Annotated in this window: 13 protein-coding genes and 1 pseudogene; 8 read left to right on the top strand and 6 right to left on the bottom strand. The window is 65.5% G+C overall.

The features are described 5' to 3' along the window. Positions 1-2: 2 nt before the first annotated feature. The gene (locus AB0N05_RS30705) at positions 3-926 is read right to left on the bottom strand and encodes a LysR family transcriptional regulator (protein ID WP_364700306.1); all 924 of its coding nucleotides are present in this window, start codon (positions 924-926) and stop codon (positions 3-5) included. 71 nt (positions 927-997) lie between these two features. Here AB0N05_RS30705 and AB0N05_RS30700 point away from each other — a divergent pair, with 71 nt between their 5' ends. Then, the gene (locus tag AB0N05_RS30700) at positions 998-2,362 is read left to right on the top strand and encodes an FAD-binding oxidoreductase (RefSeq protein ID WP_364700304.1); all 1,365 of its coding nucleotides are present in this window, start codon (positions 998-1,000) and stop codon (positions 2,360-2,362) included. Positions 2,363-2,403: 41 nt separating this feature from the next. Here the strand turns inward: AB0N05_RS30700 and AB0N05_RS30695 are convergent, their stop codons facing one another. Next, positions 2,404-3,348 (bottom strand): hypothetical protein, encoded by a 945-nt coding sequence (locus tag AB0N05_RS30695; RefSeq protein ID WP_364700302.1) that lies wholly within the window; start codon positions 3,346-3,348, stop codon positions 2,404-2,406. A gap of 284 nt (positions 3,349-3,632) precedes the next feature. After that, positions 3,633-3,836 carry a cold-shock protein gene (locus AB0N05_RS30690; protein WP_364700300.1) on the bottom strand — a complete coding sequence of 68 codons (204 nt, stop codon included), beginning with the start codon at positions 3,834-3,836 and terminating at the stop codon, positions 3,633-3,635. A 188-nt stretch (positions 3,837-4,024) separates the two neighbouring features. Here AB0N05_RS30690 and AB0N05_RS30685 point away from each other — a divergent pair, with 188 nt between their 5' ends. Both AB0N05_RS30685 and AB0N05_RS30680 read left to right on the top strand, forming a co-directional pair. Beyond that, positions 4,025-4,909, top strand: coding sequence for an SPFH domain-containing protein (locus tag AB0N05_RS30685; protein ID WP_364700298.1), 885 nt, complete (start codon positions 4,025-4,027; stop codon positions 4,907-4,909). Next, entirely contained in the window at positions 4,909-5,079 is a 171-nt protein-coding gene (locus tag AB0N05_RS30680; RefSeq protein ID WP_364700296.1) for a hypothetical protein, read from the top strand. Before AB0N05_RS30685 ends, AB0N05_RS30680 begins: the two co-directional genes overlap by 1 nt. 48 nt (positions 5,080-5,127) lie before the next feature. On the opposite strand, the gene AB0N05_RS30675 is transcribed toward AB0N05_RS30680, so the two are convergent. Next, positions 5,128-6,000: a class I SAM-dependent methyltransferase gene (locus AB0N05_RS30675; RefSeq protein ID WP_364700294.1), complete on the bottom strand. Its 873-nt coding sequence runs from the start codon at positions 5,998-6,000 to the stop codon at positions 5,128-5,130. A 295-nt stretch (positions 6,001-6,295) separates the two neighbouring features. On the opposite strand from AB0N05_RS30675, the gene rpsA reads away from it, so the two are divergent. The 3 genes from rpsA to AB0N05_RS30660 all read left to right on the top strand — a co-directional run bounded on the left by rpsA (position 6,296) and on the right by AB0N05_RS30660 (position 10,535). Next, positions 6,296-7,777, top strand: a complete 1,482-nt coding sequence (rpsA, locus tag AB0N05_RS30670) for a 30S ribosomal protein S1 (RefSeq protein WP_364700868.1) — start codon at positions 6,296-6,298, stop codon at positions 7,775-7,777. 84 nt (positions 7,778-7,861) lie between these two features. After that, positions 7,862-8,860 carry a hypothetical protein gene (locus AB0N05_RS30665; protein WP_364700292.1) on the top strand — a complete coding sequence of 333 codons (999 nt, stop codon included), beginning with the start codon at positions 7,862-7,864 and terminating at the stop codon, positions 8,858-8,860. A 145-nt stretch (positions 8,861-9,005) separates the two neighbouring features. Next, positions 9,006-10,535, top strand: a complete 1,530-nt coding sequence (locus AB0N05_RS30660) for an alkaline phosphatase family protein (protein ID WP_364700290.1) — start codon at positions 9,006-9,008, stop codon at positions 10,533-10,535. A 109-nt stretch (positions 10,536-10,644) separates the two neighbouring features. Here the strand turns inward: AB0N05_RS30660 and AB0N05_RS30655 are convergent, their stop codons facing one another. Continuing rightward, on the bottom strand, positions 10,645-10,860 hold the full coding sequence (locus AB0N05_RS30655; protein ID WP_364700921.1) for a hypothetical protein: 216 nt from the start codon (positions 10,858-10,860) through the stop codon (positions 10,645-10,647). A 339-nt stretch (positions 10,861-11,199) separates the two neighbouring features. Between AB0N05_RS30655 and coaE the strand changes: the two are divergent. Then, a pseudogene (gene coaE / locus AB0N05_RS30650) lies at positions 11,200-12,138 on the top strand (dephospho-CoA kinase); the annotation flags it as partial. Positions 12,139-12,231: 93 nt separating this feature from the next. Here coaE and AB0N05_RS30645 read toward each other — a convergent pair. Next, the gene (locus tag AB0N05_RS30645) at positions 12,232-12,756 is read right to left on the bottom strand and encodes a DUF402 domain-containing protein (protein ID WP_364700288.1); all 525 of its coding nucleotides are present in this window, start codon (positions 12,754-12,756) and stop codon (positions 12,232-12,234) included. A gap of 189 nt (positions 12,757-12,945) precedes the next feature. On the opposite strand from AB0N05_RS30645, the gene AB0N05_RS30640 reads away from it, so the two are divergent. Beyond that, positions 12,946-13,374: a hypothetical protein gene (locus AB0N05_RS30640; RefSeq protein WP_364700286.1), complete on the top strand. Its 429-nt coding sequence runs from the start codon at positions 12,946-12,948 to the stop codon at positions 13,372-13,374. Positions 13,375-13,381 lie beyond the last annotated feature (7 nt).

Genomic DNA, 13,381 nt, shown 5'->3' with positions numbered 1-13,381 from the left:
CTCTAGTTCCGGAAGAACATGGGCTCCGGATCCTTCCAGCTCTTGAGGGCGATACGCAGCTGTCCCAGTAGCACTTTCGCGGCCGGACTGACCAGCCGTTCGCCATGCCAGGCCAGTGCCAGCCGCCCCTGCATGGGCGGCTCGATGGCCAGGATGCGCACTCCGAGTGCGGCGGCGTTCTCGTCGGGAATCGGCGGCACGATGGCGACGCCCAGGTCGTGTGACGCCAGCCGCAGCAGTAGTGGCGGAGAACCTCCCTCGAACGCCACATTCGGAACCAGATGCTCGGCGGCGCATGCCTTTTCGAGTAGGCCGCGGATTCCGGTTCCGCGCGGCAGCGAGATCAGTGGATGGGTGCACAGGTCGGCGAGGGTGATGCAGTCACCGAAGCCGGTGGCATCCGCCGCGACGGCCGCGGCAATGGCGGTGCTGAAGACGGTTTCGGCGGCGATGGCCGGATCGGGATCCTCTCCGGAAAAGCTGATCAGCGCGATATCGAGCTCGCCGCGCCGCAGTGCCGCGTACATGTTCTCCGAGCTGTCCTCGATCAGCGAGATGCCGACCTGTGGATGATCGGTGTGAAACTCGGCCAGCACCTTGGCGATATCGATCTCGTCATTGGCCGCACCGGAGATCAGCCCCAGGCGCACGTGTCCGCGCATCAGACCGGCGAACTCGTCGACGGTGTGCGTGATCCGCTCGGAGGCCTCGAGCGCGGCCCGGGCGAGTGGCAGCACCGCCTCGCCGACCGGAGTCAGTGTGACCGATCGCGTCGAACGATCCAGCAGGGGCTGCCCGAGCTCCTTTTCCAGCTGTTTGATCTGGGCGCTGAGGCCCGGTTGGGCCAGATGCAGCCGGGCCGCCGCCCGGGTGAAGTTGGCTTCCTCGACAACGGTGACGAAGTAGCGCAGCTGCCGAAGTTCCATAACTACTGATTCTAGCTATAAGAAGATCTATCTGTTGGAGTTATTAATCCATCCGGAGCAGAGTTATAGTCATGACGAAGACAGCGATCACCGAACTGCCCGCCACCACCGGCCCGGTCTTCCAGCCCGGTGACACCGGATACGACGCCGAAATCGCGGGCTACCAAACGGGTTACACTCATCAGCCCGCCGTCATCGTCGGCGCGGTACACGCCGAGGATGTGCGCGCCACCGTGGAATACGCGGCGCGCCACGGTCTTCCGGTCGCCGTGCAGGCCACCGGGCACGGCCTCTCGGTGGCCGCCGACGGCGGTGTGCTCATCAATACCCGCCGCATGACCGACATTCGGATCGACGCGCAGGCCCGCACCGCCCGTGTGGCCGCCGGAGTCCAGGCGGGCGCGCTCATCGAGGCGGCCGTCGAACATGGTCTCGCCCCGCTGAACGGCTCCTCGAACTCGGTCGGCGTGATCGGCTACACCCTGGGCGGCGGCATCGGCCTGCTGGCCCGCGAATACGGTTATGCCGCAGAACATGTGCGCGCCATCGATATCGTGACCGCCGACGGTCGGCTGCGGCACCTGAAGCCGGGCGACGAACTGTTCGGCGCGGTGCTGGGCACCGGCGGCAATTTCGGCGTGGTCACCGCGCTGGAAATCGACCTGATCCCGGTCACCACGGTGTACGGCGGTCAGTTGCAATTCGAGGGCGCGCTGGTGCCGCGGGCACTCGAAGCGTGGCGGCTGTGGACCGCCGATGTGCCGGAGCAACTCACCTCGGCCATCGGCATGCTGAGCTTCCCCGATATCCCGCAGATGCCCGAGGCCATGCGCGGCAAGTACGTCGCCACCATCAGCCTCGCCTTCACCGGTTCGGCGGAGGAGGGCGAACGCCTGGTCGCACCGCTGCGCGAGGTCGGCCCCCGGCTGGCCGATGATCTGCGGGTCATGCCGTACCTGGAAAGCCATGCCATCCACCGCGATCCGCCGACCCCGCACGCCTACACCGCCACCAATGTCCTGCTGACCGAACTGCCCGCCGATGCCACCGACGCCTTCCTCGAGGCCACCGGTCCCGATTCGGGGCTGCCGGTCGTCGCCGGGTTCCGGCACCTCGGCGGTGCGCTGCGGCGGCGTGGCCCGGCCGGTATCTCGGTCGATCACCGGGAGGCCGAGTATGTGGCCCGCGCGATCTCCATGCCCGGCGGTGGCACCCCGGAGGCCGTGCGGGAGCGGCTGTCGCAGATCCAGAAGACCTTGTCGCCGTGGACGATCGGCCACAATCCGAACTTCCTCTACGGCGGCGGCGACTTCGCCGACGAGGCGCAGACCAAGGCGATCTACGACGACGGAACCTATGACCGGCTGGCCGCGCTCAAGGCCGAGTACGACCCGCGAAACCTGTTCCGCCACAACCGCAATATCCGGCCCCTCTGATATGAGACCGCCGATCCGGGCAGTGCGTGCGACCCTCGCGCTCACTGCCCGGATCGGCGCGCGATCAGCTCACGGACGGCGTGATAAGCGGGCTTGGGCGTGTAATCATCGCGCAGCAGCCCGAACCGGCTGGTCCAGGTGGCATCGCTGCGTCCGTCACGCAGCCCGAAGAATTCGTAGGCCGTCACGCCGACCCCGGAGGCGAGGACGGCCTCCGCAACGGTTTCCAGAACATGGCGCTGGGTCGCCTCGTCGCGTTCGGAGTCGGTCGGCCATCCGGTCTCGGTGATATGTATGGGTGTGCTCTCCGGAACGCCGACTTTGCTTGTCACAGTGCGGAAATGCTCGATCAGATAGGTGACGGAACCGGCGAGCTGCTCGTGCGGAATGCGACGGAACACGTCCGGGAATGCGTCCAATCCGACGTAGTCGACCGCCGCGAGCCGGTCCGCGCCGACGGTGTCCGCCAGCCGTTCCCAGAAGGCGAGGTCGGCCAGGCCCGCCGAGTTCACGCCGATCTCCACATCCACGCCGAGCCGCTCGCGTTCGTCGAAGGCGGCGGCGAGTCCGGCCGCCACGGCCTCGAAACAGCCCGGGCTGCCACCATCCAGGGGTGCGGGCATATTGAGTTCCTCGCCCACCTGCACCTTGCCGCCACCCCACGCCGCGACCTCCCGGACTGCCTCGCGGACGAACCGCGCGAAGCCGTCCGGATCAGCTACCGGGCTCTGATAGCAGGCCACCAGGTCGATGAGACGTCCTTCACCGCAATATAACTCGGGGTTCGGCGGGGTCGGCACGATGCCCGCGTTCTCAGGTACGCCCCGGCCGAAGTGCCGGTAACAGCGCACATAGAACCGCCTCGCATCGCCCTGTAGATCGCGCAGCGCCGCCAGCGTGGCGGTCGGGTCCTCCGGCGGAACCTCGAGGGGCCGCAGTGCGATGAGGTCCGCCGCGACGACACCTGGCCAGATTCCGAAGATCATGACACCTCCAGTTAGTCGTATACGGCTAATTCTGTACGAGTAGCCGTATACGACTAATTGCTGGCCAGACTCCGAAATGTGTCTCAGAACGCGCTCGACAACCTGCTGTCGCGTCTGCGGCACGACGTCGCCTGGCTCGGCGGGATCGCCGGGCGCATCCGGACGGGAGACCTCACCTGGGCGTTGTGACCTCGCCGCTGCTGGCTATCACCTGAGGTCAGAAAACAGAAAAAGAGCTTCGCACCGACATCGGTGCGAAGCTCTTCACAGAAGATCGCGCGGAATCAGATGGCGCGGACGTCCTGGGCCTGGGGGCCCTTCTGGCCCTGCTCCACCTGGAACTCGACACGCTGACCCTCGTCGAGGGACTTGTAACCCGCGCCGCTTACGGCCGAGTAATGCACGAAAACGTCGGGACCGCCGCCGTCCTGCGCAATGAAGCCGAAGCCCTTTTCACCGTTGAACCACTTCACACTGCCTTGAGCCATGCTGTAAACAACTTCTTTTCTGTAGTGAGCCGGGCACATTCCTGATGGAAAGCCCGTTCTCAACGCCCAACTATGCCACAGCCGACGCCGATCGCGCGCATCGCGCCGTGATGCCGGGGTCCGCCCCCTTGGCACGCGTGCCGATCCGCGCTATCGTCGTGATATCACTTCGATACTAGGAGAGTGTCATGGAGTTGCGCAGAGCCTTCCGGCTGAACGGCTTTCTCATGTTGGGCGTGCTCGTACTTTTGGGGGTGCTGTGCGTCGTCGGCCTCGCCCTCATCGGGAACGCCGAGAACGGCGACGGCGGCAATGGCTCACCGGCGGGGGTGGTCCTGCTCATCCTCGGCATCCTGGCCGCCATCGTGGTGCTGACCGGATTCATCGTGGTGAACCCGAACCAGGCCAAGGTGGTGCAGTTCTTCGGCCGGTACACCGGCTCGGTGAGTGAGGCCGGATTCCACTGGATCACCCCGTTCAGCAGCCGTCGCAGCATCTCGCTGCGGGTGCGGAACTTCGAGACCCAGAAGCTGAAGGTCAATGACTCCGACGGCAATCCGGTCGAGATCGCGGCCGTCGTCGTCTACCGCGTGGTCGACAGCTACAAGGCCGCCTTCGCCGTCGACGACTACGAGGGTTTCGTGCAAACCCAGGCCGAGACCGCCGTCCGGCACCTGGCCACCACCCACCCCTACCAGTCCGACGACAACGAGGGCACCAGCCTGCGCAATGGCGCGGAGGTGGCGAGCGAACTGACCGTCGAACTGCGTGAGCGCACCTTGCTGGCCGGTATCGACATCATCGAGGCCCGCATCACCCACCTGGCCTACGCGCCGGAGATCGCCCAGGCCATGCTGGTCCGCCAGCAGGCCTCCCAGGTGGTCGCCGCCCGCAGCCGGATCGTGGAAGGCGCGGTGGGTATGGTCGGTCTCGCCCTCGATCGACTCGCCGAACAGGGCATGGTCGAACTCGATGAGGAGCGCAAGGCGGCAATGGTTTCCAACCTGCTCGTGGTGCTGTGCGGTGACCGCGCCATCCAGCCCATCGTGAACACCGGCTCCCTCTACGCCTGATGTGCGCCGCAAAACGCGAGCCCAAGAAGGTGCTGCTACGCCTGGACCCGGTCGTCCACGACGCCATCGCGAAGTGGGCAGCCGACGACCTGCGAAGTATCAACGCACAAATCGAATACGCACTGCGGGTGGCCCTGAAGAACGCGGGCCGCGAACCCAAAACCAACTAGATCAGTACCCGTGCCGCGGTCCACGTTGGACCGCGGCACGTTCGTGTCTCAGGCAGGCTTCTCCGTAACGAAGATGGCTGTGCCCGGGAAGATCTCGCCGCGCAGCGGGCTCCACTGGCCCCATTCGCGGTCCAGCCACTCCGGCCAGTCGGGTTCGATGATGTCGGTGAGAATCAGTCCCGCGCCGACGATTTCGCGAACCCGGTCGCCGATGGTGCGGTGGTGTTCGACGTAGGTGGGCTCGCCTTCGGTGTCGTACTCCACATAAGGGGTGCGGTCGAAGTAAGGGATGGTGGCGCGCAGGCCCTCGGGGCCGGGATCGTCGGGGAAGATCCAGCGCATCGGGTGGTTCACCGAGAAGACCCAGCGGCCGCCGGGCTTCAGGACGCGGGCGACCTCGCGCATCACCTGTGCGGAGTCGGCCACGAACGGCACGCCACCGAAAGCGGAGCAGGCGAGATCAAAGGTCTCGTCGCCGAACGGCAGGTACTCCGCGCCCGCCTGGACCAGCGGCACTCGGGGCCCGCCCGCCTCCATGGCCGCGATGCCGCGATCGAGCATCTGCCGCGAGATGTCCAGTCCGACCGGGTGCGCGCCGTGCGCGGCGAGCCACCGGGAGCAGGGTGCCGAGCCGCAGCCGATCTCCAGAATGCGTTTGCCGGTGATATCGCCGAGCAGTTGCCAGTCGCCCTCGTGCAAGCCCTCCGGGCACCAGACGAATTCACCGGCGGGGGAGTCCACGCCCAGGAAGTCCGCGTGGGTCTCGTGGTAGGCGGTGGCGTCGGCATCCCACCAGCGCCGGCTGGCGCGCTGACTGGATTCCGAATCAACCTTGGCGCGAGTCACTCCCGCCGTTCCGAGCAGTGCGTTCGCCTCGGCGTGGCGAGTATCATCGGGGGCGGCGGAGTGATCTTCGGACATGGCCTCACCCTATCGACCCGCTACAGGGGACCCTTGTTTGCTTGGTACAACGCATGTCGCGTACGCTGTTTTCCGCGAGTGTCTTCTGTACTCGGTTTCACTGCGAGCCGCGTAGAGCAGACAATCGTGCTGTGAGTCCGCATGCTTTGAGTGCAGCGTTGTGCTCCGCCGCAGCGATGTGCAGTGCATGTCCTTGCTAAGACGCCAACGTTAGTTCCATCGCTGTGTGTTCGCAGCAATACCGAAAGCCCACATGTCCACTACCGACCACAATCCGTCCGGAGCCTCCCAACATATGCCCACCACCGTGACCTCGCCGCAGGTAGCCATCAACGATATTGGCTCTGCCGAGGACTTCCTCGCCGCTATCGACAAGACGATCAAGTACTTCAACGACGGCGATATCGTCGAAGGCACCATCGTCAAGGTCGATCGTGACGAGGTCCTTCTCGACATCGGTTACAAGACCGAAGGCGTCATCCCCTCCCGTGAACTCTCCATCAAGCACGATGTCGACCCGTCCGAGGTCGTTTCCGTGGGCGATGAGGTCGAGGCCCTCGTTCTCACCAAGGAGGACAAAGAAGGCCGTCTGATCCTGTCGAAGAAGCGGGCTCAGTACGAGCGTGCGTGGGGCACCATCGAGGAGCTCAAGGAGAAGGACGAGGCCGTCAAGGGCACCGTCATCGAGGTCGTCAAGGGCGGCCTGATCCTGGACATCGGTCTGCGCGGCTTCCTCCCGGCATCGCTGGTCGAGATGCGCCGTGTCCGCGACCTCCAGCCGTACGTCGGCAAGGAGATCGAGGCCAAGATCATCGAGCTCGACAAGAACCGCAACAACGTGGTCCTGTCGCGTCGCGCCTGGCTCGAGCAGACCCAGTCCGAGGTCCGCTCCGAGTTCCTGCACCAGCTCCAGAAGGGCCAGGTCCGCAAGGGCGTCGTGTCCTCCATCGTCAACTTCGGTGCCTTCGTGGACCTGGGTGGCGTCGACGGCCTGGTGCACGTCTCCGAGCTGTCCTGGAAGCACATCGATCACCCGTCCGAGGTTGTCGAGGTCGGCAACGAGGTCACCGTCGAGGTCCTCGACGTCGATCTGGACCGCGAGCGTGTCTCCCTGTCGCTCAAGGCGACCCAGGAAGACCCGTGGCGTCAGTTCGCCCGGACCCACGCGATCGGACAGATCGTCCCGGGCAAGGTCACCAAGCTGGTCCCCTTCGGTGCCTTCGTGCGCGTCGAAGAGGGGATCGAGGGCCTGGTCCACATCTCCGAGCTGGCCGAGCGCCACGTCGAGGTCCCGGACCAGGTTGTGGCCGTCGGCGACGACGCCATGGTCAAGGTCATCGACATCGACCTGGAGCGTCGTCGTATCTCGCTCTCGCTGAAGCAGGCGAACGAGGACTACAACGCCGAGTTCGACCCGTCGAAGTACGGCATGGCCGACAGCTACGACGACCAGGGCAACTACATCTTCCCCGAGGGCTTCGATCCCGAGACCAACGAATGGCTCGAGGGTTCGGACAAGGTCCGCGAGGAGTGGGAGTCCCGGTACGCCGAGGCCGAGCGTCGCCACAAGATGCACACCGCTCAGATGGAGAAGATGGCGGCCGACGCCGCCGCTGAGGCCGCCAATGGCGGACCGCAGAACTACTCCTCGGAGACCGGCGCGCAGGCGACCGCTACCAGCAGCTCCACCTCGTCGACCTCCGAGTCGGCCGGTGGCTCGCTCGCGAGCGACGCGCAGCTGGCTGCCCTTCGCGAGAAGCTGTCGGGCAACGCCTGATTCGCTGAGTACGCGATAAGCGACTGAAAAAGACCCCCGAGTCCTTACGGACTCGGGGGTCTTTTCTATGCCACGCTGAGCACCATGATCATGGCGGCCTCCGAGGCGGTTTCGGGAAATCCGGCTCCCTTCACCTGGGTGACGGCGGTATCCATGGCCGTGTTCTGCGCGGTCCTGTGGCTGATCGTGGACTACATGCGTAAGCATCCGCGGCCGTCCATGTGGGTGTGGGGGCTGTCGATTCTCACCTTCCCGCTGTGGATCTGGGGCCCGGGCCGCGATATCGGGCTGATCAACTGGTTCTCCTGGGCCAAGATCCTGTCGGTGCTGATTCCGCTGACCGTCGTGGGCGCCATGCGGATCGCGGCGTCCGAACCCGAACGCCAGGGCAAGGTGTGGACCCTGCTGCGCAATCCGAGGTTCCTCTGGTTCCCCTACGCCATCCTGTTCCTCAATATCACCGAGGCCACCCTGCGTGACGCGCAGATCGGGAACTCGTGGAATGCCGCGGTCGGGCTCGGGCTATGCCTGACCATTCCGTACAGCCCGCGCTTCTGGGAGATGACCGGGCGCAATGCGGAATTGGTGGCGTATACGACCGCGGCGTGGAACTTCCTCTACACCACCTGGAACCTGTGCTTCACCTTCGGTGGCTACCCGCCGCAGGAGGAGCACTTCGCGGCCAGTATCTGCATTCTGGCCGTGGCCGAGATCTATCCGCTGGTCAAGGGGCGGCCCGAGCTGTACATCATGGCGCGCATCTACACGCTGCCGGTGCTCATGCTGTGTATCGGCATCTACAACTTCTTCCCGAAGGTGATGCCGTCGGACGGCTGGTTCAATGAGCGGGTCTGGTTGATCTGGGGCGGGGTCAACTTCGCGCTGACCGTGCCGTACCTGTTCTGGCATATGTGGCAGCTGCATTCGAGCAAGGCGTTCATCACCTTCCGGCGGGGTCCGGCGCGGGCGGAATTCCTGGAACGGCACGGGGCCGAGGTTCAGGAATTGATCGCCATGGACCGATCGCTGGATGCCGGAGTGCTGGCGGCGCGTGAGCGCGAGCGGGCCGCGGCAACGGTGTGATGGACGTCCGCCGACGGGTTTTCACGGCGGTTACGGATCGTTTGCTGACTGGTCATCATACGAAGGTTTGATGCAGGGGTTCCGGCGGCCGTGACATGATTTGGCACGCTAACGTTTCGCATACGATGAAGGGCGTTTCCGGGTTATGGGCGTTTTCGCCGGTTTGAACAGACGAGATTTCCTGGCGAAGGCGATGGCCGCCGGTGGCGTGGGCGCCATGGCCGCCTGGGCCAATCCGATCATCGAACGGGCGTACGCCGCGGACCCGGCGGGCATGGGCGGACTCGGCGATATCGAGCACTTCGTGCTGCTCATGCAGGAGAACCGGTCCTTCGACCACTACTTCGGAACCCTTTCCGGCGTACGGGGTTTCGATGATCCGTCACCGGCGTGGAATCAGTACGGATACGCGCCCGGCATCGGGCCGACCCCGGACGGCTTCATCAACCCGTTCCGGCTGGACACCGAGCTCGGCGCGACCCTCGACGGCGAATGCATCAACGACCCGGACCACACCTGGGCCGGTATGCACAAGGCGTGGAACAACGGCGCGAACGACGGCTGGATGCCCATGTCGATCGCTTCGGTCGGCGCGGCGAACGGCCCTGCGGCCATGGGCTATTACACCCGTGCCGACATTCCGGTGCATCACGACCTGGCCGACGCCTTCACCCTGTGCGATAACTACCACTGTTCGGTGCTCGGTCCCACGGATCCCAATCGCCTGTACTGGGTTTCGGCCACCATCGATCCGGATGGGCTGAATGGTGGTCCGCTGCTGGAGACTCCGGCGCTCATTCCGCAGAACGCCTACAGCTGGCGGACCATGCCGGAGAATCTCTCCGATGCGGGCGTGAGCTGGAAGATCTACAACAATCGCGATATGGGCCCGCTCTCCTCGGTGATCCTGGACGGCATGATGGGCTGCTTCAAGCAGGCCGCCGACCCGAATTCCGAATTGGCCCGGCGCGGAAAGGCTCCCGTCTACCCGAGCGACTTCGCCGCGGATGTGGCCGCCGGAACGCTGCCCGCCGTGTCGTGGGTGATTCCGCCGCTGTTCAACTGCGAGCATCCGGCGCTGCCGCCCGCACTGGGCGCGGTCGGCATCATGCAGGTCCTGGACATCCTGACCTCGAATCCGGCGGTGTGGGAGAAGACCGCGCTCATCGTCAGCTACGACGAGAACGGCGGCTTCTTCGATCACGTGACGCCACCGACCGCCCCGCCCGGTACGCCCGGCGAGTTCGTGACGGTCCCCTTGAATCGGGTGTCGAAATCCGAGGGCATCGCCGGACCCATCGGTCTCGGCTATCGCGTTCCCGGCCTGGTGATCTCGCCCTACAGCCGCGGCGGACTGGTCGCCTCGGAGACCTTCGACCACACCTCGCAGCTGCGACTACTGGAGCGTCGCTTCGGGGTGGACGTGCCCAACCTGACCGCGTGGCGTCGGCAGACCACCGGCGATATGACCTCGGCCTTCGACTTCGGATCCCGGCCCGATGCCGCGAAACCCGCCTTCGCACCGGCGGATCGGAAGGTCGCCGCGGCCATGGCGCAATGCGGGCCGAATGCCATTCTGGGTATGGCGAATTCCGGTGTGTCCTATCCGGTGCCGTCGAATTCCATGCCGACCCAGGAGCCGGGTACGCGTCGCCGCCCCAGCGGCGTGGTCTGAGAATTTGCCGAGAGCCTGAGTCCCGGGGCCGTATTCGAACCAACGGCCCCGGGTGAACACATGACAACGACCCAGTCCGATCGGATCTGGGTGGCGGTGACGAATGTGGTCAGGCGGCGGTAGCCGGTACCCACTGCGGGGCTGTCGCCGACGCGGTGCGTTTTCGCATGGCGGCGAAGCTGTGGCGCGCGGGGTTCAACAGGGTGGCGAGCCACGGACGACGGTGCTCGGCGAGCGCTGCCGCGACTGCGGGGATCAGGATGCAGTGCATCGTGCCCGGCAGTCCCAGACGGTGGCGACCCGTCTGGATGTTTCTGGTGCCCAATGGTGTTCCTTCTCTTGCGTTTTACCGGCCTTGGAGCGCCTCGGCGCGAACCTTAGCCGAACAAAAGTGTGCGATGCCGTATTTTGCGCGACATTCGCCCCGGCGTGTCGGAATGTTGCCGACATACGGTCGGTAAACGCCGGAAAAAGTTGCGAGTTGGTCTCGTCGATATCACGGAATGAGTAAGTCCGGCCATTGCGAGTGCAATTGCATGAGGGAATGGGTAATCGGCTCTATCGCTATTCCGCAGTGCCGGATAGTGATTCACGAGGTCGGGGCGCTGAGCCCGCGCGGAGTCCCGCAAACGCGGTGTGCGCGCCCGGATGCGAGACTGGTCAAATGTTGCGAATCGGTCTCACTGGTGGGATGGGTGCGGGCAAGTCCACCGTGGCCCGCATTTTCGTCGAACGTGGCGCGGTGCTGGTGGACAGCGACGTGATCGCCCGCGAAGTGGTCGCCCCCGGCACCGAGGGCCTGGCCGCCCTGGTCGCCGCCTTCGGCGATGACATTCTGGCCGCTGACGGCAGCCTGGACCGGCCCATCCTCGCGGCCAAGGCCTTCGCCAGTGACGAGGCCCGCGCCACCCTCAATGGCATTACCCATCCGCTGGTCGGCAAGCGCGCCAATGAACTCATCACGGGCGCGCCCGCCGATGGCATTGTGGTGCAGGACATTCCGCTGCTGGTCGAGAACGGCCTCGCGGCATTCATGAACCTCGTGGTCATCGTGGATGCCGCCGAGGAGACCCGGGTGCGCCGCCTGGTGGAACACCGCGGCATCGATGAGGCGGACGCGCGCGCCCGGATCGCCGCGCAGGCGACCGACGCGCAGCGGCGTGCCGTCGCCGATGTGCTGCTCGACAACAATGGCGCGGGCGGCGCGATCGACGCCGAGGTACACCGGCTCTGGGATGAGCGCGTCATCCCCTTCGAACACAATCTGCGCACCGGCACGCCCGCCGCGCGGCCGGAATTGCCGGTGGTCGAGGCGAATCCGGACTGGCCGGTCCAGGCGCAGCGGATCATTGCCCGCCTGGCCGTGGCGTGCGCCGCCGATGCCCGGCGCATCGAGCACGTCGGCCCCACCTCGGTGCCGGGCAAGCCCGCCGCCGATGTGGTCGACATCCGGATCACCGTCGCGGACGCCGCGGTGGCCGATTCGCTCCGAGAGCGCTTGGCGAACATTGGTTTTCCGCAGGTCACGGGCGACGCCGGGGTGAACCTCGCGCCCGGCGAGCGCCTGCATGCGAATGCCGATCCCGGCCGCCCCGCGAATGTGATCGTCACGCCGGGGGAGTAGCCCGCCGCACTCGAAGGGCCGCCCACACCGATCGGGTGTGGGCGGCCCTTCGCTATGCCGAAGTCGCAGCCGCTACATCCAGGTCAGCTTGATGTCGTGTGCGGCCATCCAGCTTTCGAAACTGTGTCCGTGCGCGGCGATTCCATCGATGGTCGCGGTGGCGGTCTCGATGGCCTGCTGTGCCTCGGACAGTTCCAGGTACCCGGCGGCGTGGGCGGCGAGGAGTTCGTCCACATCGAGTAACTCGACCTCGCGCCCGCTGCGCACCACCAGGTCCAGGTAGTGATCGACCGACTTCCACTTCTTGGGTCCGACCTGGGCGTATTCGCCGATGTCGATGTAATAGTCCTGATCGCGCAGGTGTGCCGGGGTGAAGTGGAAGACCGTGGCGCGGATGGACAGGCTTGGCAGCAGCCAGGATTCGATGTAGTGGAACTCCGGATGGTCCGAAGTCCTGGCCATATACAGCCCCCACGGCTCGACCTGGTATCGCTCCACCTGCCGGACGAAGCCCTTGGGATCGATATTGGTGAGCTCGTCGACGTTGAAGTACTCCACCTTCGGTCGGTGCAGGTCCACCGCGGGCGCCTGGGTCATGTCTCTCAGCATCGCGTGTCGGGCGGCAGTCGTCCAGCGGAGGGCGTGAGGAGTCGCCCACAGGTTGCGGGGGCGGGGGCCCGCGGCGGGGCGGATTTACCGAAAACGCAATCTGAAGCACATGCGTTTCGCTACTGTCGCGGCTACCCATCGATGCGAATGGGTAGCAGAGCAAAGGGAAGTACCTGCATGAACGTACAGAAGACCCGGGTCCGCCGGGTTGGTATGGGGCTCACGACCTTCGGCGCGCTCGCCGGGGCCATGGTCATGGCCGCACCGACGGCCGGCGCCTGGGTCGGCAACCTCGAGGTATCCGATAAGGACCACAAGGTCGGCTGCTCCTACACCGTGACCGCCTCGGTCGAGGTCGACCGGCTCTCCACCGTGAAGTTCACCGACAATGGCAAGGACCTGCCGGGCAGTCCGGTCTCGCCGTCATTGCTGAGCAATAAGGTCACCATCAAGTGGACCCCGGACTCGGTCGGCGCGCACAAGCTGGAAGCGCGGCAGATCCTGATCAGCGATTCGATCACCGTGCAGGTGGCCGCGGCGAGCAACTCCGGCAGCGCGGGGTGCGGCGGCGGCCTCGGTGGGCTGATCCCGAGCCTGTCCGGGTAGTCGGAGG

Origin of the sequence: Nocardia sp. NPDC051030 (assembly GCF_040683015.1) — a bacterium.
In the GTDB taxonomy this organism is placed as follows: Bacteria; Actinomycetota; Actinomycetes; order Mycobacteriales; family Mycobacteriaceae; genus Nocardia.
This window is presented reverse-complemented; position numbering and strand designations above follow the sequence as displayed.

Bases quoted from the DNA above. Each gene is read 5' to 3' on its own strand.
- AB0N05_RS30685 (WP_364700298.1), top strand. From the start codon at position 4,025: ATGGAGTTGCGCAGAGCCTTCCGGCTGAACGGCTTTCTCATGTTGGGC.
- rpsA (WP_364700868.1), top strand. From the start codon at position 6,296: ATGCCCACCACCGTGACCTCGCCGCAGGTAGCCATCAACGATATTGGC.
- AB0N05_RS30640 (WP_364700286.1), top strand. From the start codon at position 12,946: ATGAACGTACAGAAGACCCGGGTCCGCCGGGTTGGTATGGGGCTCACG.
- AB0N05_RS30700 (WP_364700304.1), top strand. From the start codon at position 998: ATGACGAAGACAGCGATCACCGAACTGCCCGCCACCACCGGCCCGGTC.
- AB0N05_RS30680 (WP_364700296.1), top strand. From the start codon at position 4,909: ATGTGCGCCGCAAAACGCGAGCCCAAGAAGGTGCTGCTACGCCTGGAC.
- AB0N05_RS30690 (WP_364700300.1), bottom strand. From the start codon at position 3,836: ATGGCTCAAGGCAGTGTGAAGTGGTTCAACGGTGAAAAGGGCTTCGGC.
- AB0N05_RS30660 (WP_364700290.1), top strand. From the start codon at position 9,006: ATGGGCGTTTTCGCCGGTTTGAACAGACGAGATTTCCTGGCGAAGGCG.
- AB0N05_RS30695 (WP_364700302.1), bottom strand. From the start codon at position 3,348: ATGATCTTCGGAATCTGGCCAGGTGTCGTCGCGGCGGACCTCATCGCA.
- AB0N05_RS30675 (WP_364700294.1), bottom strand. From the start codon at position 6,000: ATGTCCGAAGATCACTCCGCCGCCCCCGATGATACTCGCCACGCCGAG.
- AB0N05_RS30705 (WP_364700306.1), bottom strand. From the start codon at position 926: ATGGAACTTCGGCAGCTGCGCTACTTCGTCACCGTTGTCGAGGAAGCC.
- AB0N05_RS30645 (WP_364700288.1), bottom strand. From the start codon at position 12,756: ATGACCCAGGCGCCCGCGGTGGACCTGCACCGACCGAAGGTGGAGTAC.
- AB0N05_RS30665 (WP_364700292.1), top strand. From the start codon at position 7,862: ATGATCATGGCGGCCTCCGAGGCGGTTTCGGGAAATCCGGCTCCCTTC.